The sequence below is a fragment of the Mesorhizobium sp. B3-1-9 genome (genome assembly GCF_006439595.1).
GTDB lineage: Bacteria > Pseudomonadota > Alphaproteobacteria > Rhizobiales > Rhizobiaceae > Mesorhizobium.
Genome location: NZ_VFTJ01000002.1, coordinates 303,332 through 323,030 on the forward strand (window position 1 = coordinate 303,332; position 19,699 = coordinate 323,030).

Consider the following 19,699-nt stretch of genomic DNA (forward strand, 5'->3'; position numbering starts at 1 on the left):
CCGGCCCCAAGCGCATCCTCACGACAGCCGGCGGCCTCGCAAACTCCGGTCAGGCCCGGCCGCCGAACCCAGTATCACCCCCCAAGGCTGCCGGGCCGCCGGCGCGCGGCGAGTTGATCCGCACTCTCGCACGGCCAAGTGACGGGCTGCGCGATCCGCAGTTCCATTCGGACGCCTTCCAAATCCGCTGCCGACCGAACGCCATGGCGAAGTCGAATTCCGCTGCGCCGACGTGCAATTGCTGCACCATACTCGTTTTTATTCGTGAGGCTTCGCAAACAGGTCGAATAACGGCGAGCCGCTTTGCGCTAAAAACCAATAAGCCATGCTTTTCGGCAACTCCAGGCGCGCTAGATCGTATTGGGTCGGAGACAGGCAATTCTTCGAGCGAAGAGCAGGAGCTGTATATGGTAACAAGCGAGCCAGACAGTGTCCGCGTAAAAGCCGTCAATAACCAATGGATCGTGCGCGTCGTCGACGGCGGCAGGCTGACACAGCAAGTGTTCGATGTCCACGCGCAGGCCGAGATCTTTGCCGAAGAGGAGCGGCTGCGATTGGGGCTGCCCGGGGAGCCTCCGGCGGAGGAGCCGGTCAGGCCGCTGGGAAGTGGGCGGGCTCGCTGACGGACCGCGGGGAATTGTTGTCCAATGAGGATCGAACGGCTCGCGGATAGCAGGCGCCGGCGGTTGGCCCAGCTGCGGCATTGAGAAGGCCAGCGCGCAGAGGCAGGTCGCGCCGCCTACCCCAGATGCTCGGCTCTCAGCTTCTGCTTCATCCGCTCAAGCGCCGGTTGGCCGCCAGCCGCCAGCTCATCCGCTATCTGTGCCAGCTTGTCGTCTGCCTGTCGATATTTGCCGCCCCAGGCGCCGAGCGTGGCGAGCACCGGCAAAAGGTCGATGCCGGCATCGGTCAGCCGATAGATCGCCTTCAGCCCGTGGCTCGGGTCGTCGCTGCGGGTGAGGATGCCTTCGTCCTGCAGCGTCTGCAGCCGCTCGGCCAGCGTGCGCGACGAGATGCCTTCGTCGGATTGCAGGAATTCGCGAAAGTGCTTCTTCCCGGCGAAGATCAGGTCGCGGATGATGAGCAGCGTCCAGCGGTCGCCGAGCAGCTCGAGCGACAGGTTGATCGGGCAGCCGGATCTTCCCTTGGTCGACATCAATATGGTTCCATTTTTAAATCACTTTACTATTGACATCGTTCTCGCGTTGCGTCAAATGGTTCCAAAAGTAAATCATTTGAGCACAGAGGAGGAGCGTCATGAACCAGCAAGCGAACCGCACGGTGGTGGTCGTCGGTGCAACCAGCGAGGTCGGCGCCGAGGTCTCGGCAAAGCTGACCAGGGCAGGGCATACGGTACGCGGCGTCGCCCGCAGCCTCGGCGTTGCGCTTGACGACCAGGCGGCGCTCGACGCCGCCTTCTCGGACGCCGCCGGCGCCTATGTGATGATCCCTTTCGATGTCACCACGCCCGACCTGCACAGATTCGAGGACCAAGTCGGCGCACGGCTGGCATCGTCCATCGCCAAGGCAGGCCTGCACCGTGTCGTGCTGCTCAGCGGCCTCAATGCCCATCTCAGAATGGGTACCTCGCTTGGCGCCGCGATGATGGAGGAGCGGCTTGCCGCGCTGGGCCTGGAGGAGCTCGTCTATCTGCGCGCCTCCTTCTTCATGGAGAATTTCGTCAAGGGCATGGGCTTCGTCGAGCAGGCGGCGTCCGGCGTCTTCGCCTCGCCCTTCCGCGGCGACCTGCCGATGCCGTTGATTGCCGCCAAGGACGTTGGCGAGCGCGCCGCCGCCCTGTTGAGCGCCGAACATTTTCCGGCCCGGCGCGTCGTCGAATTGCACGGCGGCGGTTCCTACACGCTCGAACAGGCCACCACGATCCTGGGCCGGGCGATCGGCAAGGATGTCGCCTATCATGAAGCGCCGTTCGCCGAAGCGCGGGCCGGCATGGTCGCCAACGGCATATCGGCGAGTTTTGCCGATGCGCTGGGCGAAACGGCGGCAAGCTTCAACAGAGGCGAGCGCTGGGCGCTGGAGGCACCCTCGGCCGAAAACGCCACGCCGACCACCTTCGAAGACTGGGCGCGGACTTTCGCCCGTTCGCGCTGAGCCGCCTGAACCTTCACGGCAGAAATTCCTAGCGAGGAGACCCAAAATGAAAAAGCTCATCCTTCAGATGCAGATGTCGGTCGACGGCTTTGTCGGCGCGGACGAGGGGCATCGCTGGCAGCTCTGGGAATGGGGCGATGACAATGCCTGGGACGAAGAACTCAAGCAGGATTTCAACGCTGTCTTCCAAACAATCGACACCATCCTGTTGAGCCGCAAGATGGCTGAGGAGGGGTATCTGACCCATTGGGGCAACGCGGCGAGAAAATACCCGAAGGATCGCTTCTATGCCTTCGCGCGACGCATCGTCGAGGCTGAGAAGATCGTGGCGAGCGACAAGCTCGAGGCTTCGCGCTGGGAACGCACCCGCGTCGTCAGTGGCGACCTGCCGCGCGAGGTCGATGCGCTGAAGCAAGGCGCGGGCGGCAACATCGCCGTGTTCGGCGGCGCGGGCTTTGCCGCCGCGCTGATCGCCGCCGGCCTGGTCGACGAGTTCCAGCTCTTCATCAATCCGGCGGTTCTGGGCAGCGGCCGCCGCATCTTCGAGAAGGGCGGTTTTGCCAAGCTGAAGCTCCTCGGCTCGAAGCCCTATGCCAGCGGCATGGTGGTGAGCCGCTACGCGCCGGCACAATGAGGAGCGACACCGAGGTCGCGCCGGCTTGAATCAATCCGTCAGTGCGTCTTCTCAACCGCCTGTTTGGCCGTGCCTTTCGCGCATCGGCGGCGAGCCGCCTCCGCTGACCAACCGCAGTTGCGCGCCTGGCCGGCCGGGCCGTGGCCAAGCCGCCTGGTCGTTGCCCGCGGCGACGAACCAGCGGGCCTCGCGCGATGTCAGGCCGATAAGCACCCGGCCGGCATATTCGGCCGGCGCGCCATTGCCCGCATCGAACACCGCCCAACTGCCGCCGGGCGGCTCCTGCACCGCGACGAACCTCATCGCAGACTCCATCTGTGAAGAGGTGGGCAATATAGCAGGCGCGACTTGGCGTTCCTATGACGTGGCTCACATTGGCACACTTTTGCGGTGGATAGCACGGCTCCGGCTGCAAGCAGGCCGTGTGTTCCACCAGTCTCCTTGGCTGCCGGTCGCCCTATTGCCCAGCCTGGTCGGCGTCGGTCAGCGTGCCGAGGAAGGCGACGATGTCGTCGATCTCGGCGTCGTTCAGCGCCGGCTTGTCGCCCGGCTTTTTGCCGTTGAAGGGTGGGTCGGTGTTGAGGTTCGGCCAGTAAACCTTTGGCAGGTCGTCGAATTTGTCGACCGTGCCGTCCGCCTTCTTCGGATACCAGCGCCCGGGATCCGTATCGCGGCTGGCGTAGAAGGCGACCGCCTCGCGCAGCGAGTGGAAATAGCCGTTGTGGAAGAAGCTCTTTCGCAAGGCCACGTTGCGCAGGGTCGGCGTCTTGAACAGGCCGCAATATTCGGCGCGGCCTTTGAAATCGGTGCGCAGCGGTCCGCACAGGCCGAGGTCGACATAATTGGGATCGGCATTGGCGGGGATCGCCGGATTGCGCGGCACGGCGATCGCGATCAGGCCATAGTCGGTGAACTGCGGCGGCTCGCCGTCATTGGCGGGCTCGCTGAGATGGCAGCTCGCGCAATTGCCCTTCGCTTCGTCCTCGAACAGCATGCGGCCGCGCAATTCCTGCGCCGAGAGCTGCGCCTTGCCGGCGAGGAAAGCATCGTAGCGGCTGGAATAGGGATAGAAATCGGCGCTGCTCTGCTCGAATGTGCCGAGCGCTTCGACCGCGGCGTCGAAGGCATCCTGCGGGTGCTCGAACACATCGGCGCCGAACGCCGCCTTGAAGGCGCCGGCATAGGGCGCCTTGCGCAGCGCCGCGACCACGTCGGCCTCGTCCTTGTTGCCCATCTCGAAGGGCGACAGCAGCGGGATTCTCGCCTGGTCCTTGCCGTGGTCGGCGCGGCCGTCCCAGGTCAGGCCGCCGGTCGGGCCATTGTCGACGCTTTCGTCGCCTTCGTCCTCGGAGTCGTAGAAATGCTCGGTGAAGGCAGGCGCCGCCTGCAGGTAGCGCAGCGACGGCACGGCGCGAACGCCGGGCTGGTCGAGCTTGGCTCCGCCCATCTCGACGGGTGCCGCCGAGGCCGGTCCGAAGGCGTGGTTGGGATCGTGGCAGGACGAGCAGGCCTGCTTGCCCGAGGCGGAGAGCGAAGGGTCAAGGAACATCTGCCGCCCGAGCGCCGTCAGCGCCTCGGCGCGGGCGAAGGCTTCCTGGCGCGACATCGGCCCGGGGTGGACACCGGACGGCTCCGCGGTGCTCGCAGGCGCGGTCAAGCCGACGATCGAGGCCGCCAGAAGGGCGATCGCGTGATTTTTCCGTCCCATCGTCTGCGGCGACATCCCTGATTTCCTTCGCCCGATTTCGTTCGCGACGTAAGGATCGAGTGCAACGGATTGATGACCGGCTTTCTCGCTCACGAAACCGTGTTCGGACGCTGCGGAACTGTCACATGGGTGACAAGGCGCCGAAGTAGCTCGGCATTGATGCAGTTGCGTTCCTGCATTGCCGTCCTCCAGCCATTCCCAAGCCACGAGGCATTTCCCGATGACCCGATTCTTTCTCTCCCCCCGGTCCTTCCTCTCGCTTTGCCTCGCCTCCACGGCGCTGGCATCGTTCTCCGCTGCTGCCTACGCGGCTCCTCCCGGCTACGACAAGATCGACACCGTCGTCGTCATCTACGCCGAGAACCGCAGCTTCGATAACCTCTACGGCGGCTTCTCCGGCGCCAACGGCCTGGCCAACGTTTCGCCCGACCAGGCGCGTCAGCTCGACCGCGATGGCAAGCCGCTTTCCGAACTGCCGCCGGCCTGGGGCGGCTTGACCGGCAAGGGCGTCACGCCGGCGGTGACGGAGGCGCAGAGCGCGCATTTGGCCAACGCCACCTTCGCCATCGACGATCCCAAGGGCTTCAACGAGGGCACCAACGTCGTCACGCACGATCTCTGGCACCGCTTCTACCAGGAGCAGATGCAGATCGACGGCGGCCGGAACGACAAGTTCGTCGCCTGGGCCGATTCCGGCTCGCTGGTCATGGGCCACTATGACGGCTCCAACCTGCCAATGTGGGCGATCGCCAAAAAATACGTGCTGGCGGACAATTTCTTCCAGGGCGCCTTCGGCGGCTCCTTCCTCAACCACTTCATGCTCGCCTGCGCCTGCGCGCCCCACTATCCCAATGCCGACACCAGCCCGGTGAAGGGCCAGATCGCCGTTGTCGAGCCGGATGGCGTGACGCTGAAGCCGGCCGACAACTCGCCCGCCTCGGCGCTGGGCGGCGTGCCGAAATTCGCCAATGACGGCGCCATCACGCCCGACTTCTACGCCGTCAACACCATGCAGCCGCCTTACCAGCCGAGCGCCAACAAGCCGGCCGAGGGCGGCGACAAGACGCTCGCCGATCCGGCGCAGCCGACCACGCTCCCGCCGCAGCACGAGATCACCATCGGCGATCTGCTCTCGCTCAAGGGCATTTCCTGGGCCTGGTATGCGGGCGCCTGGCAGGCGGCGCTCGACGGCAAGAACGCGACGCCTGTGCCGAACTTCCAGTTCCACCACCAGCCCTTCAACTATTTCGCGGCCTATGCCCCGGGCACGACCGCGCGGGCCGAGCACCTCAAGGATGGCGGCCTTGACGGCGTGGAGTTCATCAAGGCGATCGACGACGGCAAGCTGCCGTCCGTCACCTTCTATAAGCCGCAGGGCAACCTCAACGAACATGCCGGCTATGCCGATGTGACCTCGGGCGACCAGCACTTGGCCGACCTCGTTTCGCATCTGGAGAAGAGCCCGCAATGGGCCCATATGCTGGTCGTCATCACCTATGACGAGAATGGCGGCTTCTGGGATCACGTCGCGCCGCCCAAGGCCGACCGCTGGGGCCCGGGCAACCGCATCCCGGCCTTCATCATCTCGCCCTATGCGAAGATGGGCACGGTCGACCACACCCAATACGACACGACCTCGATCCTGCGTTTCATCACCGCCCGCTACGACCTGCCGGTGCTGCCGGGCCTCATCGCCCGCGACAAGGCGCTGCGCAACAACGACCAGCCGCCGATGGGGGATCTGACGGCGGCGCTCGACCTGACGAAGTAGCGTTTCAGAACTGGTTCCTCTCCCCCGCCAAGAGGCGGGGGAGAGGTGTCCGCGAAGCGGACGGAGAGGGGGCCTTCGTAGGGCGCTCCCCTCTCAGTCTCGGCTTCGCCGAGCCACCTCTCCCCCATTTCATGAGGGCGAGGAAACGCCAATCGCCCACGGCCTGCCTCGGCGATTGCCTCAGTGAATTCACGTCCGCTATCAATGTCTCCGAATTGGAGACCTCGCAATGGCAGACCTGAAAGTCAGAACCCGAAACGCCGGCGCGCTCGCCGTCCTGCCGCCGGGCGGCCTGCCGCTGGTCACGACACCGACCGGCGGCACGGTCGATGTGGTCACGCAGGTCAGCGCGCCCGGCTTCAGCCCGCTCGATCTGCTCTATGCTTCCTTAGCCGCCTGCATGGTGCTCAGCGCCCGCATCGCCGCCACCCGTCTCGGCATCGCCGACCGGCTCGGCGAGGTGGGGGCGGATGTGACCGGCGACAAGGCGAAGGACGAGCCGTCGCGGCTGGAAACCTTCAATATTCGCCTGACGATCGCCGGCGACCTCGACGCCGCGACGAAAGAACGGATCCTGGCGGATGCCGAGGATATCTGCACCGTCTCAAACACGCTGCGCGGCGCGCCGGCACTTCACGCGAAGCTCGGGTGAGGCCGATGGCGCATCTTTCGCCGATCGACTACGCCACCGCTTCCGCCGAGATCCGCGCCGAGCACGACCGCGAGCTCGCGCTGCGCGGCCGCATGACAAACATGAAGCGCATCCCGCTTCATTCGCCGGCCGCGCATCGCATCTACGCCGAATGGTTCACGCTGCGCGATCTGCTGAAGCCAACGCTCGACGACCGCGCCATCTGGCTGTTCTCGAAGACGATCGCCGAGGCGATGCGGGCAGAAATCCCGGTTACTTTCTTCCGCCGCGCGCTGATCGACAACGGCCTCGATCCCGAGGCGATTGAGCCGTCGACCGACGAGGCGCTGCTGATCGGTTTCGGCAAGGCGGTCGCAGTGGACGCGAATGCCGTCCCGGACGAGACCTGGGCCGCGCTCAAGGCGCGCTATGACGAGGCGTTGCTGGTCAATCTCGTTGCCTTCGCCGGCATCATGGTGGCGACGTGTGTGTTTACCAATGCGGTGAAGGTGGACCTCGATCCGGAGCTGGAGGCGTATCGCCAGCAGTGAAGCTGCTGATCTCCCCCGCAAGGACGGAGATTGGCAGCTCGATCGCCTCGCCACTTTGCCATGAATCGGGTGGTTTGGCCCCGTCGCTCGCCCCATCTTCGGGCAAGCAAGCGATGGAGCCAACCCATGACCATCCATTCCCTGAACACCAAACGCGCCAGCCGCTCAACCGAAGCCCGCGTCGCTGCGCAGGATTGGCGCGTCCTGGTCACCGAGCTCAACGTCAATGGCTGCGCCGTCATGCCGGACCTGCTCTCGCCCGAGGAATGCGCCGATATCGCTGCGCTCTATCCGCATGAGGAGCATTTCCGCAGCCATGTGCTGATGGCCCGCCACGGCTTCGGCAAGGGCGAATATCGCTATTTCAAATATCCGCTGCCGGACCTGATCGAGGGCCTGCGCACCGCGCTCTATCCGCGCCTCGCCACGGTCGCCAATGACTGGAACGAGAAGATGGGCGTGGCGCAGCGTTATCCGGCCGAACACGCCGCCTTCCTGAAGCGCTGCCACGACGAAGGCCAGGTGAGGCCGACGCCGCTTCTGCTGCAATACGGCCCCGGCGACTTCAACTGCCTGCATCAGGATCTTTACGGCGCACTCGCCTTTCCGCTGCAGGTGGCGGTCCTGTTGTCCGAGCCGGGTGAGGATTTCACCGGCGGCGAATTCGTGCTCACCGAGCAGCGCCCGCGCATGCAAAGCCGCGCCGAGGTGGTGCCGCTGAAGCGCGGCGATGCGGTTATCTTTGCGGTTCACAACCGGCCGGTGCAAGGCACGAAGGGGTACTATCGCGTCAACCTGCGCCATGGCGTGAGCCGCTTGCGGTCAGGGCGGCGGCATACGGTCGGGATCATCTTCCACGACGCGAGGTGAGTAGGCAGTAGGCAGTAGGGCAGTAGGCAATAGGCAATAGGCAGTAGGCAGTAGGTTACGTCGAGGCCGAGAAGCGATGAGGGGTTCCTTTATCCCGCGCATTCGATTATTGGCCCTACTCCCTACTCCCTACTCCCTACTCCCTACTCCCTACTCCCTACGAGCCCATGATCCGTCTTGAAAATATCGGCAAGCAGAACGGCCGACAGATCGTCTTCATCGAAGCCTCGGCCGCCTTGCAGAAGGGCGAGAAGGTCGGATTGGTCGGCCCGAACGGCGCCGGCAAGACGACGTTGTTCCGCATGATCATCGGACAGGAGCAGCCGGACGAGGGCCAGGTCTCGGTCGATCGCGGCGTCACCATCGGCTATTTCAGCCAGGATGTCGGCGACATGGGCGGTTTGAGCGCCGTGGCAGAGGTCATGGAGGGCGCAGGGCCGGTCAGCGCGGTGGCCGCCGAGATGCGCGAGCTCGAACACGCCATGGGCGATCCCGACCGCGCCGACGAGATGGACCAGATCATCGAGCGCTACGGCGAACTGCAGCACCGCTTCGAAGAGCTCGACGGCTATGCGCTCGACGGCCGCGCCCGCGAGGTGCTCGACGGCCTCGGCTTCAGCCAGGAGATGATGGACGGCGATGTTTCGAAACTCTCCGGCGGCTGGAAGATGCGCGTCGCGCTGGCTCGCATCCTGTTGATGCGACCCGACGTGATGCTGCTCGACGAGCCGTCGAACCATCTCGACCTCGAAAGCCTGATCTGGCTGGAGAAATTCCTCAAGGATTACGACGGCGCGCTGCTGATGACCTCGCACGACCGCGAGTTCATGAACCGCATCGTCAACAAGATCATCGAGATCGACGCCGGCGCACTCACCTCCTATTCAGGCAATTACGAATTCTACCAGGAGCAGCGCACGCTGGCCGACAAGCAGTTGCAGGCGCAGTTCGAGCGCCAGCAGGCGATGCTGGCCAAGGAAATCGCCTTCATCGAGCGTTTCAAGGCGCGCGCTTCCCATGCCGCCCAGGTGCAGAGCAGGGTGAAGAAGCTCGACAAGATCGACCGCGTCGAACCGCCGAAGCGCCGCCAGACGGTTACCTTCGAATTCCAGCCGGCGCCGCGCTGCGGCGAGGACGTGGCGACGCTGAAGGGCATCCACAAGGCCTATGGCAGCCGCAATATCTATTCGGGCCTCGACTTTCAGATCCGCCGCCGCGAGCGCTGGTGCGTGATGGGCGTCAACGGCGCCGGCAAGTCGACGCTTCTGAAGCTGGTCGCCGGCGCCTCCGAGCCGGACGAGGGCTCCGTCGCGCGCGGCCCGAGCGTCAAGATGGGCTATTTCGCCCAGCATGCCATGGAGCTGCTCGATGGCGAGCGCACCGTCTTCCAGACGCTGGAGGACTCGTTTCCGCAGGCCGGTCAGGCGCCGCTGCGCGCGCTTGCCGGCTGCTTCGGTTTCTCCGGCGACGAGATCGAGAAGAAGTGCCGCGTTCTGTCGGGCGGCGAGAAGGCGCGGCTGGTGATGGCGCTGATGCTGTTCGACCCGCCCAACCTGCTGGTGCTCGACGAGCCGACCAACCATCTCGACATCACCACCAAGCAAATGCTGATCGAGGCGCTGGCGCAATATGAAGGCACCATGCTCTTCGTCTCGCACGACCGCCATTTCCTGGCGGCACTCTCCAACCGTGTGCTGGAACTGACGCCAGACGGCATCCACACCTATGGCGGCGGCTATACCGAATATGTCGCGCGCACCGGCCAGGAAGCGCCGGGGCTGAGAGGGTAGGCAGGGCCGGCCCTCGGCCGACAGCGCGGTAGCGCTTCATCTGGCGTCAGAGCGCGTCGTAGATGGAGTCGATCAGGGCCTTGCGGCGCGGGTCCACATCGTCGAAACCCACCATGCGGTTGGTGACATAGCCGAACCCAACGCCGGCGCCGGGGTCGGCAAAGCCGATGGCGCCGCCCCAGCCGGTATGGCCGAATGTCTGCGGCGATGCGCGGCGGGCATAGACAGGATCCTCGATCTGATAGCCGGCGGCGAAGGCGGCTGGCAGCGCGAAGCTGTCGTCCATGCCGCGAAAGCGCGGCCGTGCGGCTTCTTCGATCGCCGCTCGGCCGATCAGGGGCTTGCCCTCAAAGCTCCCGCCCGCCGCCATCATGCCGTAGATACGCGCCAGCGCATTCGCCGTGGACTGGCCGTTGCCGCCCGGCACCTCGGCGGCGCGCCAGGCGCGGTCGTTGGGCGCCAATGCGCGGGGGGCCGGATTGTCGCATGCGTGGGGAAAGGGAGAAGCGCGCACGAAGTCGACCCAATCGGACGTCTTCGGGCCCTCGATCATCTCGGCGGCACGGGAATCCTGGGCTTGCGGCAGGCCGACATGGAAATCGGCCCCAAGCGGGACTGCGATCTCTTCCGCGATGAAGCGGCCGATGCTGCGCCCGTCGACGCGCCGCAGCACCTCGCCGGCAAGATGGCCGTAGGTCAGGGCATGGTAGACACAGCGGCTGCCGGGCTCCCATAGCGGCGACATGGTGGCAAGCGCGTCGGCATAGGGCGCCCAGGCGAGCAGGCCAGCCTCATCCATCGGCACGGCAAGACCGTTCAGCCCGGACTGGTGCGACATCACCTGGTCTAGCGTGATGTATTCCTTGCCGCCCGCCGCGAATTCCGACCAATAGCGCGCCACCGGTGCGGCATAATCCAGCTTGCCGCGCTCCACCAGCATCGCGATCGCCAGCGCCACGACGCCCTTGGTCGAAGACCAGACGTTGACCAGCGTGTCACGCCGCCACGGGCGGGTGCGCGCGGCATCCGCATGGCCGCCCCAGAGATCGACGACGGTCCTGCCGTGGGCCACGACCGAGACGCCGCCGCCATGCTCGAGGCCTTGAGCGAAACACCAGGCGAACGCATCGCGCACTCCGGCAAAACGCGGATCGCAGACGCCGTCTATGGTCATGCGCGAATTCCCACCAAATGCGCCTCAACCGAACAGCTTGGTCACAAAGCCGCTGAACCAGGCAAGCTGCGCTGCGTGGTGGGCCGCCATCAACCTGTCCTGTTCGTCCCGGTCCTGCGCGCCGAGCGTTCCGTAGGGCGCGGCTTGCCGTTCCTGCCAGCGCCGAAAGCCGGCCGGACCCTGCTCGGCATGGAATTGCAGCGCATAGGTCTTGTCGCCGATCCGGAACGCCTGATTGGGGAACGTGTCGCTCGAAGCGAGATGCACGGCGCCGGCCGGCACGGCGAAAGTATGAAAGTGGTTCTGCGGCAGGAAGAGCGGCCGGTCGAGGAAATCGCCGGCCTCGGCCGTCGGCGTGATCTCGAAATAGCCGAACTCCCGGATGCCGCTTTCCACCGGCCCGACATCGGCGCCGAGATGCCAGGCGATCTGCTGCGCGCCCTGGCAGATGCCGAGCAGCGGCAGATCGTTGTCCAGGCAATGCTCGATCAGCGCGGCTTCGTCGTTTAGGAACGGGTGTATGTCGGTGTCGAAGACATTGAACGGACCGCCATAGATCACCGCTCCATCGACGGACCCGAGGTCGATCGGATCGCCCTTGAACGGCATCGCGGTCGTGATCGCATGGCCGTTCGCCTCAAGCGTCGTCTGGACATGATCGTCGCCCGGCTCTTCCGAATGCCTGACCAGAACAATGCGCTTCATAGGAACACCTGCCGCTCGTTTCGCGAGCCTACGGTAACGCTTGGTACATCATTGGCAATGTGCCAACTTCCGGTGGTGTTTGGCGCCGACGCCTTTCCGTTCGTCATTCTCGGGCTTGACCCGAGAATCCATGCCGTGACACGTGTCGTAGAGCTCAGCGGTGCAGAATTCTGTAACCGCTGCAACGGCTTAGCGTCATGGCATGGATCCTAGGGTCTGCGCTCGTCGCTGCGCTCCTTGCTTCGCCCTAGGATGACGAGGCACGGGCGGCGCATCTCGGTAGGGGCCTCATCACCCCCTCGCTAGCCCGCGATCGATCAGTCGCGCCAGGCGCGCCGAGAAGGCCTTGGCGTCAGCCGGCTTGTCGCCGTCGAGCACGCGCGCTTCGTCGTAGAGCAGGTGCGCTGCGTCTTCCTTGAACGCTTTTTCGTCGTCGCCGAGCTTTGCCAGCGCCGCCACGCGCTCATGGCGCGGGTTGATCTCGAGGATCGGTTTGGCGGCCTTCTCGAGCCGGCCGGCGGCGTTGAGCAGACGTTCGAACTGGCGGTCCGGGCCATGCTCCGGCGCGACCAGGCAGACGGCGCTTTCGGTCAGCCGGTCGGAGGCCTTCACGTCCGACACCTCGTCGCCGAGCGTGGTCTTCACGAAGGCAAGGAACGTCGCGATGTCGGATGACGTCTCGGTGTCCGGCTTTGCTGCGTGCTCGGGCAGCGCGACATCGGCAAGCTCGGCCGCGCCCTGCGTCACCGACTTGAACGGCTTGCCGTCGAACTCCGGCGCCATCGTTACCCAGAAACTGTCGACCGGGTCGGTGAGCAACAGCACCTCGATACCGCGTGCGCGAAAGCCTTCCAACTGCGGCGAGGCCTCCAGCCGGGCGCGGTCGTCGCCGGCCATGAAGAAGATCGCCTTCTGGCCTTCCTTCATCGCTCCAACATAATCGGCCAGGCTGCGCCAGCCTTCGCCTGAAGTCGTCGAACGGAAGCGGGCAAGCTTCAGCAACTGCTCGCGCCGCTCGTAGTCCTCGTAAAGCCCTTCCTTCAGCACGACGCCGAAATTTTCCCAGATTTTGGCGTAGGCTTCGGCATCGTTGTCGGCGAGCTTTAGGAGATCGCCGAGAACGCGGTTGGTCACGCCCTTGCGGATCGCTGCGAGCAACGGGCTTTCCTGGATCATCTCGCGCGACACGTTGAGCGGCAGGTCGGCGGAATCGACCAGGCCGCGCACGAAGCGCAGGTAGCGCGGCAGCACGTCGGCGTCGTCGGTGATGAAGACGCGCCGCACATAAAGCTTCATGCGGCCCTTGCGGTCCTGGTCGAACAGGTCGAACGGCCGCGATCCCGGCACGAAGGCGAGAACGCTGTATTCCTGCCGGCCCTCGGCGCGGAAATGGATGGTCGAGGCCGGCTCGTCATACTGGCCGGCGATGCTGCGGTAGAAGTCGGTATATTCTTCCGGCTTGATCTCGCTCTTCTGCCGCACCCAGAGCGCCGTGCCGTCGGCAATGTCGCGCGGCTCGGCGCCGGGTTTCTCGACAAGCGTGATCGGCACCGGCACATGGCCCGACTGCGACTTCGCCAGGCCCTCGAGCCGGTAGGACGTGGTGTAGGAAGAGGCGTCCTCCATCAGATGCAGCACCACACGGGTGCCGCGCCTGGGCGCCGCCTCGAGCGGCGCCGGCGCGATTTCATAGGTGCCCTTGCCGTCGGACGACCAGCGGAAGGCCTCGTCGCTGCCGGCCTGGCGGCTAATGACGTCGACCCGGTCGGCGACCATGAAAGCGGAATAGAAGCCGACGCCGAACTGGCCGATGAGCTGAGTGTCTTCCGCTGCCTTGCCGGCCTCTACGCGCTCCAGGAAGACGCGCGTGCCGGAGCGCGCGATGGTGCCCAGCGCCTCGGCCATCTCGTCGCGGCTCATGCCGATGCCATTGTCCTCGACGACAAGCTCTCTGTTGTCCGGATCGGCCGCGATCGTGATGCGCGGCTTGGCATCGTCACCCAGCAACTCAGGCCGGCTCACCGCCTCGAAGCGCAGCTTCTCGCAGGCATCGGCCGCGTTGGAGATCAGCTCGCGCAGGAAGACGTCACGGTCCGAATAGACCGAATGCACCATCATGTGCAGCAGCCGCGAGACGTCCGCCTCGAATGTCCTGGTTTCCGTATTCTGATCCGTCATCTCGCCTTTCCCAAATCTCCACTCTGCCTGACGCGCCAGAAGCGTTTCAGGGATTCATCCCACGATTGTTCAATTGTGCCGCGGCCCAGGCGGGACCGGCTTCGGCAGGACAATATCGGGATGCGAGGGGAAGGCAACAAGAGGCGGCGAGAGGTATGTGGAAAGCCGACTCCATCGAACGCTCTGCGATCGGGTCGGCAGAGGAACTCTGTTTTTAGTGCTTGTTTGTGGCTTTGAAAGTCTTCGCATCGCTCATGTGAATGATGACAAGCAGCTCGCTGTCTTTCCCTTTTGCTGAGCATGCTTTCAGCACCTGCCCTGAGAGAACACTAACATATGTTAAGAGCGGAAGAAGGGATCACCTAGGGCGGAACCGCATAAGGTTGGGACCGGCGATAACCTTAATTCTGGTTTCCTTTGCCCAGGCTTCCCGAACGGAAGGTAAAGGGATAGATTAGCAATTCGTTAAGTACGCTTGGGGCGAGCGTAAAAGGTGTGTCGTCGATCGTAAGGGATGTGCCGTGATGAATTTCAAGTCTCTGATAAAGCGGGCCGAGGACGTCGATAAGGAATTTCAGGAACTTCAATCGGATCTGGCGGAAGCATTCGAGGACGTTCTTAAAGATGATGAACAGCAGCCCTCGGAGGACGATGCCGTTGCCGGCCAGGAACTGGTGGCAAGCGACGAGAATCCGCCTGCTGAAGAGCCGTCCGGCACAGCGACATCGCGGCTGACACCGCATACCCAGACGCGGCTGGCCGCTCTGGAGGCCGTCGCCGGGCTTTTCCGGGATGGCCAGAGCCATCTGCAGGAGATCGAGGCGAAGCTGGCCGAGATCGCCACCGCGCACCATATGACGCGCGAAGTCCTCAACGTGTTCCATCGCGACGTGTTGCGCTCCAACGAGCTGGAACTGGCAAACCTCGCCCTCACCACGGAACACAAAACGCTTTCAGAACAACTGCTTGACGCCGCCCGCAGGCAGCGCGAACGCGACGGCGCGGCCGAGGCGTGGCAGCAGCGCGAGGCGAGTCTCGTTCAGGACCGGGAGCAACTGCGCTCAGCGCTTGCGGCCGTGCGCCTGGAGCTGGTGGAGATGGGCAACGAGAGCACCAGGCGCGAGACGGAGTTCGGCGAGATCGCCAAGGCTCTGGCGGCCAAAACAGTGGAGCTCGACAGACGCGGCGCCGAGAACAAGCTGCTGCGCGAAAAGCAGGTCGGCCTCTCGGTCGATCTGGAGCAGGCGCAAAAGCGCGAGGAGGAGGCCCGGCACAGGTTCGACGAATTCGCGGCAACCCACGCCGGCGAAACCGCTCACATCGCCGAGCTGATGGCTCAACTCGGCAACCACGAAAAAGAGGAAACCCGACTACAGAAAACGCTGGAGGCAACGCAAGCCAAGCTTGCCGAAACCGCCGAGATGGCGCGGATCGCCGAAAGCGACAGTGCCGCCGAACTGGCGCGCGGTCAGGCGGAAATGCGCGGTTTGCGTGCTGAGATCCAGGAACTGCAATCGCGCCTGGATCACGTCTCCGCCGACAACGACGAAGCCACGGCCGAGATCGCCAGGCTCAGGGCGCAGTTGAACGATGCCGTCACCGAACGCCAGATTGCGGAGGAAAGGCTCGCCGTTCTCAAGGACGAGAGCGAAACCGACAAGAAGAACCTGTCCGCGGTCAGCACCAATCTCTCACAGCTTTCGCTGCAGCAGGCGTCCGAGCAGATCCAGCTCGATATCCAGAAGCAGGAATGCGAGGATCTGCACGCCGAAGTCGAAGCGCTCAATGCCCGCATCCGGGAATTGCTGCCTTACGAGCGGCTGCATAGGGTGACCGACGCAAGGTCGCGCAAGGATGCCCCGCCTCAGGCCAATGGGATCATCGCGGAAGCGGGGCGCGCCACCGCCCGGCGTGTTGCTCGGCGCAACATGCGGGCAAACGGAAGCTGAGAAATCGCTGCGTAATTCCGGAGATCGCTCTGCCGGCTATTGCCCCGCCATGCCGTCGGCAAGATCCTGCGCCTGCTTGAGCAGCGCCGGGAAGGACGGATCACCTGGCAGGCGCTGGGCCATGCAGGCGCGGTAGTCGGCGTCGCCCTTTTCCCAGGCGGCGTTGGCGGCATCGGTGGCGGTCGAGTCGTCCTGGTCCGCGCCATCATCGCTCTGCTGGGTTTTCTGCGCGGCGGCGTCGGCGGCTGCCCACAGCGAACCGCACGCCGCGATCTTCGGCACGGCGGGCGAGGCGGGCGCTTCGGCAATCAGCACGCGGTCGCCCTTCACGACCGCCACGACGACGTGCTGGTCGTAGATCGGTCCGACATCCTGGGTCCAGCCACCGAGCCGGGCGACCGCCGCATCGGCGCCGTCGGGCTTCTTCAGCGAAAAATCGAGCGTGCCGGAGAATGCCGCGTCGCTGCCGATGGCCTGGGTGTAGAAACTGTCGAGCTTCAGCGCCGCGCCGATATCGGCGGGCAGCTTGAAATCTGCTTCCGTTTCGGCCGATTTGGATTTGAGCCAGCGCTCGGTCAGCCCGCGCGTCGAGACGACGATGCTCGGACCGTCGTCGCTCTGGGCATATCGCAGCCCGTCCAGCATGCCATAGCCGATGTCGGAAGCGTTGAGGCTTTCGATGTTCATGGTGCCCGTCGTTGGAAAGCCCTTGACCGCAAGCGGGCCGAGAATGGCGGCGAGACGCTGCTGCAGGTCGGCCAGCGCCTTCTCGTTCTGGGCATCGATGGTTTCGATTGCGGTATTGGCGCTTTCCTGCGCGGTGATGTCGGCAATCGCCTTGTCGCGCGCCGCGACGTAATCGTCTTCCGGCGAGGCGGCGAGCGCCGTGCTGCCCGCCAGTGCAAAGAGAAGCGTTAAAACCAACCGCATGCTGCACCCCAAGGTAAGCGATCAAGAACCCTTGCGAGCCATCGCCCGACTTGGCGGCTTTTGCGTGGCGGAAATCAAGGCAGCGGCAAATCTTTATTCCGCTTTGCGCTTCTCCACCTCGGCCTTCCGCAGCAGGAACCGCTGGATCTTGCCGCTTGGCGTCTTCGGCAGTTCGCTGACGAACTCGACCTCGCGCGGATAGGAATGCGCCGACAGGCGCTTCTTCACATGCTGGGCGAGTTCCTCGGCCAGCGCCTCGCTGCCCTTGAAGGCGGGCGCCAGCACCACGAAGGCCTTGACGATCTCGGTGCGCTGCGGATCGGGCACGCCGACCACCGCCGCCTCATTGACCGCTGGATGCTCTATCAGCGCGCTTTCGACATCGAACGGACCGATGCGGTAGCCGGACGAGGTGATGACGTCATCGGCCCGGCCGATGAAGGAGACCGAGCCGTCCGGCTCATATTCCACCGTGTCGCCGGTGCGGTAATAGCCGCCCACGATCGCCGGCGTCTCGGCCTCGTGGTAGCCGCCGAACCAGCGCAGCGGCGATCTGGCGATATCGACCGCGAGCACGCCCGGCTGGTTGGGGCCGACCTCGTTGCCTTCGTCATCCAGCACCACCATGCGGTATCCCGGCATGGCGAAGCCGGCCGAGCCTGTGCGCACGATATGCGCCAGCCCATGATGGTTGTTGACCATCATGCCGTTCTCGGTCTGGCCGTAATGGTCGTGGATCGGCGCGGTGAGATTGGCGTCGAACCAGCGGATCACTTCCGGGTTGAGCGGTTCGCCGGCGCTGCTCACGACGCGCAACCTGCCTTTGACGCGCGCCGCGGCCTCGGACCCTTCCGCCATCAGCAGGCGATAGGCCGTCGGCGAGCCGGCGAGGCTGGTGACGCCCAGGCGCTCGATGATGTCGTAGGTCGATTTGGCGTTGAAGGCGCCTTCGTAGAAGGTGGTGGCGATGCCGAGCTGCAACGGCCCCGTGATGGCGTAGTAGAGCCCATAGGCCCACCCGGGATCGGCGATGTTCCAGAAGATGTCGTCGGGCTGTAGTCCGATCGCGTCGCGCATATAGGCGCCGAAGGCGAGCAACGCGCTGAGCGGCACCGGCACGCCCTTCGGGTGCCCGGTGGTGCCGGAGGTCGACATCATCATGAACAGGTCCGGGCCCTTGCGCATCACGGGCTCGCAGTCGGGGGAGGCGGTCGCGAGCACCGCGCGGAAATCGATGTCGCCGGCGGGCAGCATGTCGCCGCGGCCAAGGATGGTGGCGATGCGCGGACGGTTCTCCACCTCGTCGAGCTTGCCGCGGTTGGCGGGGTTGGTCACCACCAGCCTGGCCTTGCTGTAGCTCAGGCGATGCTCGATCGCCTTCGGCCCGAAAGCCGTGAACAGCGGCTGGTAGACCGCGCCCACGCGCCATGCGCCGAGGATCAACGCCACCAGCTCGGGAATGCGCGGCAGCATGCCCGCGACGACATCGCCGGGCCGTACGCCAAGCTCCTTCAGCATTGTGCCGACGCGGCCCGACATGTCGGCGAGGTCGTCGAAGGAATATTCGCGCAACTCCCCGCCAGCCGAGATCGCGCGGAGCGCCAGCCGGCTCTCGCCCGTGTAGCGACCGCAGCATTCGACATAGGCGTTGATGCCGGTGGCCGGGTCGCCATGAAGGCGCGCGATCTCGTCCTCGATGCGGAATTGCGCAACGGCATCCTCATAGCGCGGCCGCGCTTGCGTCTTGGTCATGGCAATCCTCCCTCGGCGGCGCACATCTCCCCATGATCGCCGCTCGGCGAGATTGCATGAAAAGAGGACGCGGGTCGATTGCGGCGAAAGTCGAGAGTGAGGCGACGACGGTTGCGCGAAGGAAGCTTTCGCCGCTCAAAGCGTTTCCAACCAGCAAGTTAGGGGCCAGCTAGCTTTGCGGCAGTTGAATTCCCTGCGCTTCCATGTGCCGTTTCCAGCGGCCGCGCAGCTCAGCCGGCCGGCAGCCGATGCGCTCGTCGAGAAAAGTCGCGGCGGATATCCGGTCGGTGCGGAAATGACGGAAATCCTGGCGCAGCTCGCACCAGGCGGCGAGCAGCCGCACCGTTTCGGCATAGCCGATCATCGTCGGCCAGACGACGCGCTCACTCTCGTCGCCCTGTTCGTTGCGGTAGAAGATACGGATCTTGTGGCCGTTGCGGATCGAGGCCCGCGCCCGCGCGATATCCAGCCCGTCGGGCAGGCTCGCGCGGCTGAGCGGCGCGCCGACGCTGGGCTGGCTGACGAAGGGGCGCAGCCGCTCGGGTACGACGGTGGTGATCTTGGCGATCAGGTCGCGCGCCGCGCCCGCCAGCACCGCATCGCCCTTGTCGGCCACCCATTGCGCGCCGAGCACCGCCGCCTCCAGCTCGTCCGGCGTCAGCATCAGCGGCGGCATGTCGTAGTCGCGGTCGAGCACATAACCGAGGCCGGCCTCGCCCTGGATCGGCACGCGCTGTCCGATGAGGTCGGCGATGTCGCGATAGACCGAGCGGCGCGAGATTTCGAGCTCTTCGGCGATCTGGCCGGCGGTGATCGGCCGGCTCGAGCGCCGCAGGATCTGGATGATCTGAAACAGTCTGTCGGCGCGGCGCAAGGCATGTCTCCTGTTGCCACTATGGTGGCAGCAGGCCTGGTCCACAAGTCGGGGCAGGGTGCCTGAACGG

18 protein-coding genes are annotated in these 19,699 nt (G+C 64.9%); 9 read left to right on the top strand and 9 right to left on the bottom strand.

Annotation, left to right across the window (positions count from 1 at the left end):
* Window positions 1–113: 113 nt before the first annotated feature.
* Window positions 114–623 carry a hypothetical protein gene (locus FJW07_RS04895; protein ID WP_140854809.1) on the top strand — a complete coding sequence of 170 codons (510 nt, stop codon included), beginning with the start codon at window positions 114–116 and terminating at the stop codon, window positions 621–623.
* A gap of 116 nt (window positions 624–739) precedes the next feature.
* Here FJW07_RS04895 and FJW07_RS04900 read toward each other — a convergent pair whose 3' ends face one another.
* Window positions 740–1,156: a helix-turn-helix domain-containing protein gene (locus FJW07_RS04900; RefSeq protein ID WP_140644987.1), complete on the bottom strand. Its 417-nt coding sequence runs from the start codon at window positions 1,154–1,156 to the stop codon at window positions 740–742.
* 101 nt (window positions 1,157–1,257) lie between these two features.
* Between FJW07_RS04900 and FJW07_RS04905 the strand changes: the two genes are divergently transcribed.
* Window positions 1,258–2,112 carry an NmrA family NAD(P)-binding protein gene (locus FJW07_RS04905; protein ID WP_140854812.1) on the top strand — a complete coding sequence of 285 codons (855 nt, stop codon included), beginning with the start codon at window positions 1,258–1,260 and terminating at the stop codon, window positions 2,110–2,112.
* Between the two features lie 46 nt (window positions 2,113–2,158).
* On the top strand, window positions 2,159–2,746 hold the full coding sequence (locus FJW07_RS04910; RefSeq protein WP_140854813.1) for a dihydrofolate reductase family protein: 588 nt from the start codon (window positions 2,159–2,161) through the stop codon (window positions 2,744–2,746).
* 51 nt (window positions 2,747–2,797) lie between these two features.
* On the opposite strand, the gene FJW07_RS04915 is transcribed toward FJW07_RS04910, so the two are convergent.
* Window positions 2,798–3,049 (bottom strand): hypothetical protein, encoded by a 252-nt coding sequence (locus FJW07_RS04915; RefSeq protein ID WP_140854815.1) that lies wholly within the window; start codon window positions 3,047–3,049, stop codon window positions 2,798–2,800.
* A gap of 154 nt (window positions 3,050–3,203) precedes the next feature.
* The gene (locus FJW07_RS04920; protein WP_140854817.1) at window positions 3,204–4,469 is read right to left on the bottom strand and encodes a cytochrome c peroxidase; all 1,266 of its coding nucleotides are present in this window, start codon (window positions 4,467–4,469) and stop codon (window positions 3,204–3,206) included.
* 205 nt (window positions 4,470–4,674) lie between these two features.
* On the opposite strand from FJW07_RS04920, the gene FJW07_RS04925 reads away from it, so the two are divergent.
* From FJW07_RS04925 to FJW07_RS04945, 5 genes are all read left to right on the top strand, one after another.
* Entirely contained in the window at window positions 4,675–6,225 is a 1,551-nt protein-coding gene (locus tag FJW07_RS04925; RefSeq protein ID WP_140854819.1) for an acid phosphatase, read from the top strand.
* A 229-nt stretch (window positions 6,226–6,454) separates the two neighbouring features.
* Window positions 6,455–6,877: an OsmC family protein gene (locus FJW07_RS04930; protein ID WP_140854821.1), complete on the top strand. Its 423-nt coding sequence runs from the start codon at window positions 6,455–6,457 to the stop codon at window positions 6,875–6,877.
* Window positions 6,878–6,882: 5 nt separating this feature from the next.
* Window positions 6,883–7,407 (top strand): hypothetical protein, encoded by a 525-nt coding sequence (locus tag FJW07_RS04935; RefSeq protein ID WP_140854823.1) that lies wholly within the window; start codon window positions 6,883–6,885, stop codon window positions 7,405–7,407.
* 126 nt (window positions 7,408–7,533) lie between these two features.
* The gene (locus FJW07_RS04940) at window positions 7,534–8,277 is read left to right on the top strand and encodes a 2OG-Fe(II) oxygenase (RefSeq protein ID WP_140854825.1); all 744 of its coding nucleotides are present in this window, start codon (window positions 7,534–7,536) and stop codon (window positions 8,275–8,277) included.
* 167 nt (window positions 8,278–8,444) lie between these two features.
* Window positions 8,445–10,067, top strand: a complete 1,623-nt coding sequence (locus FJW07_RS04945) for an ABC-F family ATP-binding cassette domain-containing protein (protein WP_140854827.1) — start codon at window positions 8,445–8,447, stop codon at window positions 10,065–10,067.
* A gap of 46 nt (window positions 10,068–10,113) precedes the next feature.
* On the opposite strand, the gene FJW07_RS04950 is transcribed toward FJW07_RS04945, so the two are convergent.
* The 3 genes from FJW07_RS04950 to htpG form a co-directional block, all read right to left on the bottom strand.
* Entirely contained in the window at window positions 10,114–11,241 is a 1,128-nt protein-coding gene (locus FJW07_RS04950) for a serine hydrolase domain-containing protein (protein WP_140854829.1), read from the bottom strand.
* 24 nt (window positions 11,242–11,265) lie between these two features.
* Window positions 11,266–11,946 carry a glutamine amidotransferase gene (locus FJW07_RS04955; protein WP_140703382.1) on the bottom strand — a complete coding sequence of 227 codons (681 nt, stop codon included), beginning with the start codon at window positions 11,944–11,946 and terminating at the stop codon, window positions 11,266–11,268.
* 291 nt (window positions 11,947–12,237) lie between these two features.
* On the bottom strand, window positions 12,238–14,124 hold the full coding sequence (htpG, locus tag FJW07_RS04960) for a molecular chaperone HtpG (protein WP_140854831.1): 1,887 nt from the start codon (window positions 14,122–14,124) through the stop codon (window positions 12,238–12,240).
* Between the two features lie 524 nt (window positions 14,125–14,648).
* On the opposite strand from htpG, the gene FJW07_RS04965 reads away from it, so the two are divergent.
* A complete protein-coding gene (locus FJW07_RS04965) occupies window positions 14,649–16,073 on the top strand; it encodes a hypothetical protein (protein ID WP_140703386.1) in 1,425 nt (474 codons plus the stop codon).
* 36 nt (window positions 16,074–16,109) lie between these two features.
* On the opposite strand, the gene FJW07_RS04970 is transcribed toward FJW07_RS04965, so the two are convergent.
* The 3 genes from FJW07_RS04970 to FJW07_RS04980 form a co-directional block, all read right to left on the bottom strand.
* Window positions 16,110–17,003, bottom strand: a complete 894-nt coding sequence (locus tag FJW07_RS04970; RefSeq protein WP_140854833.1) for a hypothetical protein — start codon at window positions 17,001–17,003, stop codon at window positions 16,110–16,112.
* Window positions 17,004–17,096: 93 nt separating this feature from the next.
* A complete protein-coding gene (locus FJW07_RS04975; RefSeq protein ID WP_140854835.1) occupies window positions 17,097–18,755 on the bottom strand; it encodes an acyl-CoA synthetase in 1,659 nt (552 codons plus the stop codon).
* 169 nt (window positions 18,756–18,924) lie between these two features.
* Window positions 18,925–19,629 (bottom strand): YafY family protein, encoded by a 705-nt coding sequence (locus FJW07_RS04980; RefSeq protein ID WP_140644973.1) that lies wholly within the window; start codon window positions 19,627–19,629, stop codon window positions 18,925–18,927.
* Window positions 19,630–19,699 lie beyond the last annotated feature (70 nt).

Excerpts from the sequence above, each read along its gene's own strand:
- FJW07_RS04900 (WP_140644987.1), bottom strand. The coding sequence starts at position 1,156 with ATGTCGACCAAGGGAAGATCCGGCTGCCCGATCAACCTGTCGCTCGAG.
- FJW07_RS04905 (WP_140854812.1), top strand. The coding sequence starts at position 1,258 with ATGAACCAGCAAGCGAACCGCACGGTGGTGGTCGTCGGTGCAACCAGC.
- FJW07_RS04910 (WP_140854813.1), top strand. The coding sequence starts at position 2,159 with ATGAAAAAGCTCATCCTTCAGATGCAGATGTCGGTCGACGGCTTTGTC.
- FJW07_RS04915 (WP_140854815.1), bottom strand. The coding sequence starts at position 3,049 with ATGAGGTTCGTCGCGGTGCAGGAGCCGCCCGGCGGCAGTTGGGCGGTG.
- FJW07_RS04920 (WP_140854817.1), bottom strand. The coding sequence starts at position 4,469 with ATGTCGCCGCAGACGATGGGACGGAAAAATCACGCGATCGCCCTTCTG.
- FJW07_RS04925 (WP_140854819.1), top strand. The coding sequence starts at position 4,675 with ATGACCCGATTCTTTCTCTCCCCCCGGTCCTTCCTCTCGCTTTGCCTC.
- FJW07_RS04930 (WP_140854821.1), top strand. The coding sequence starts at position 6,455 with ATGGCAGACCTGAAAGTCAGAACCCGAAACGCCGGCGCGCTCGCCGTC.
- FJW07_RS04935 (WP_140854823.1), top strand. The coding sequence starts at position 6,883 with ATGGCGCATCTTTCGCCGATCGACTACGCCACCGCTTCCGCCGAGATC.
- FJW07_RS04940 (WP_140854825.1), top strand. The coding sequence starts at position 7,534 with ATGACCATCCATTCCCTGAACACCAAACGCGCCAGCCGCTCAACCGAA.
- FJW07_RS04945 (WP_140854827.1), top strand. The coding sequence starts at position 8,445 with ATGATCCGTCTTGAAAATATCGGCAAGCAGAACGGCCGACAGATCGTC.
- FJW07_RS04950 (WP_140854829.1), bottom strand. The coding sequence starts at position 11,241 with ATGACCATAGACGGCGTCTGCGATCCGCGTTTTGCCGGAGTGCGCGAT.
- FJW07_RS04955 (WP_140703382.1), bottom strand. The coding sequence starts at position 11,946 with ATGAAGCGCATTGTTCTGGTCAGGCATTCGGAAGAGCCGGGCGACGAT.
- htpG (WP_140854831.1), bottom strand. The coding sequence starts at position 14,124 with ATGACGGATCAGAATACGGAAACCAGGACATTCGAGGCGGACGTCTCG.
- FJW07_RS04965 (WP_140703386.1), top strand. The coding sequence starts at position 14,649 with ATGAATTTCAAGTCTCTGATAAAGCGGGCCGAGGACGTCGATAAGGAA.
- FJW07_RS04970 (WP_140854833.1), bottom strand. The coding sequence starts at position 17,003 with ATGCGGTTGGTTTTAACGCTTCTCTTTGCACTGGCGGGCAGCACGGCG.
- FJW07_RS04975 (WP_140854835.1), bottom strand. The coding sequence starts at position 18,755 with ATGACCAAGACGCAAGCGCGGCCGCGCTATGAGGATGCCGTTGCGCAA.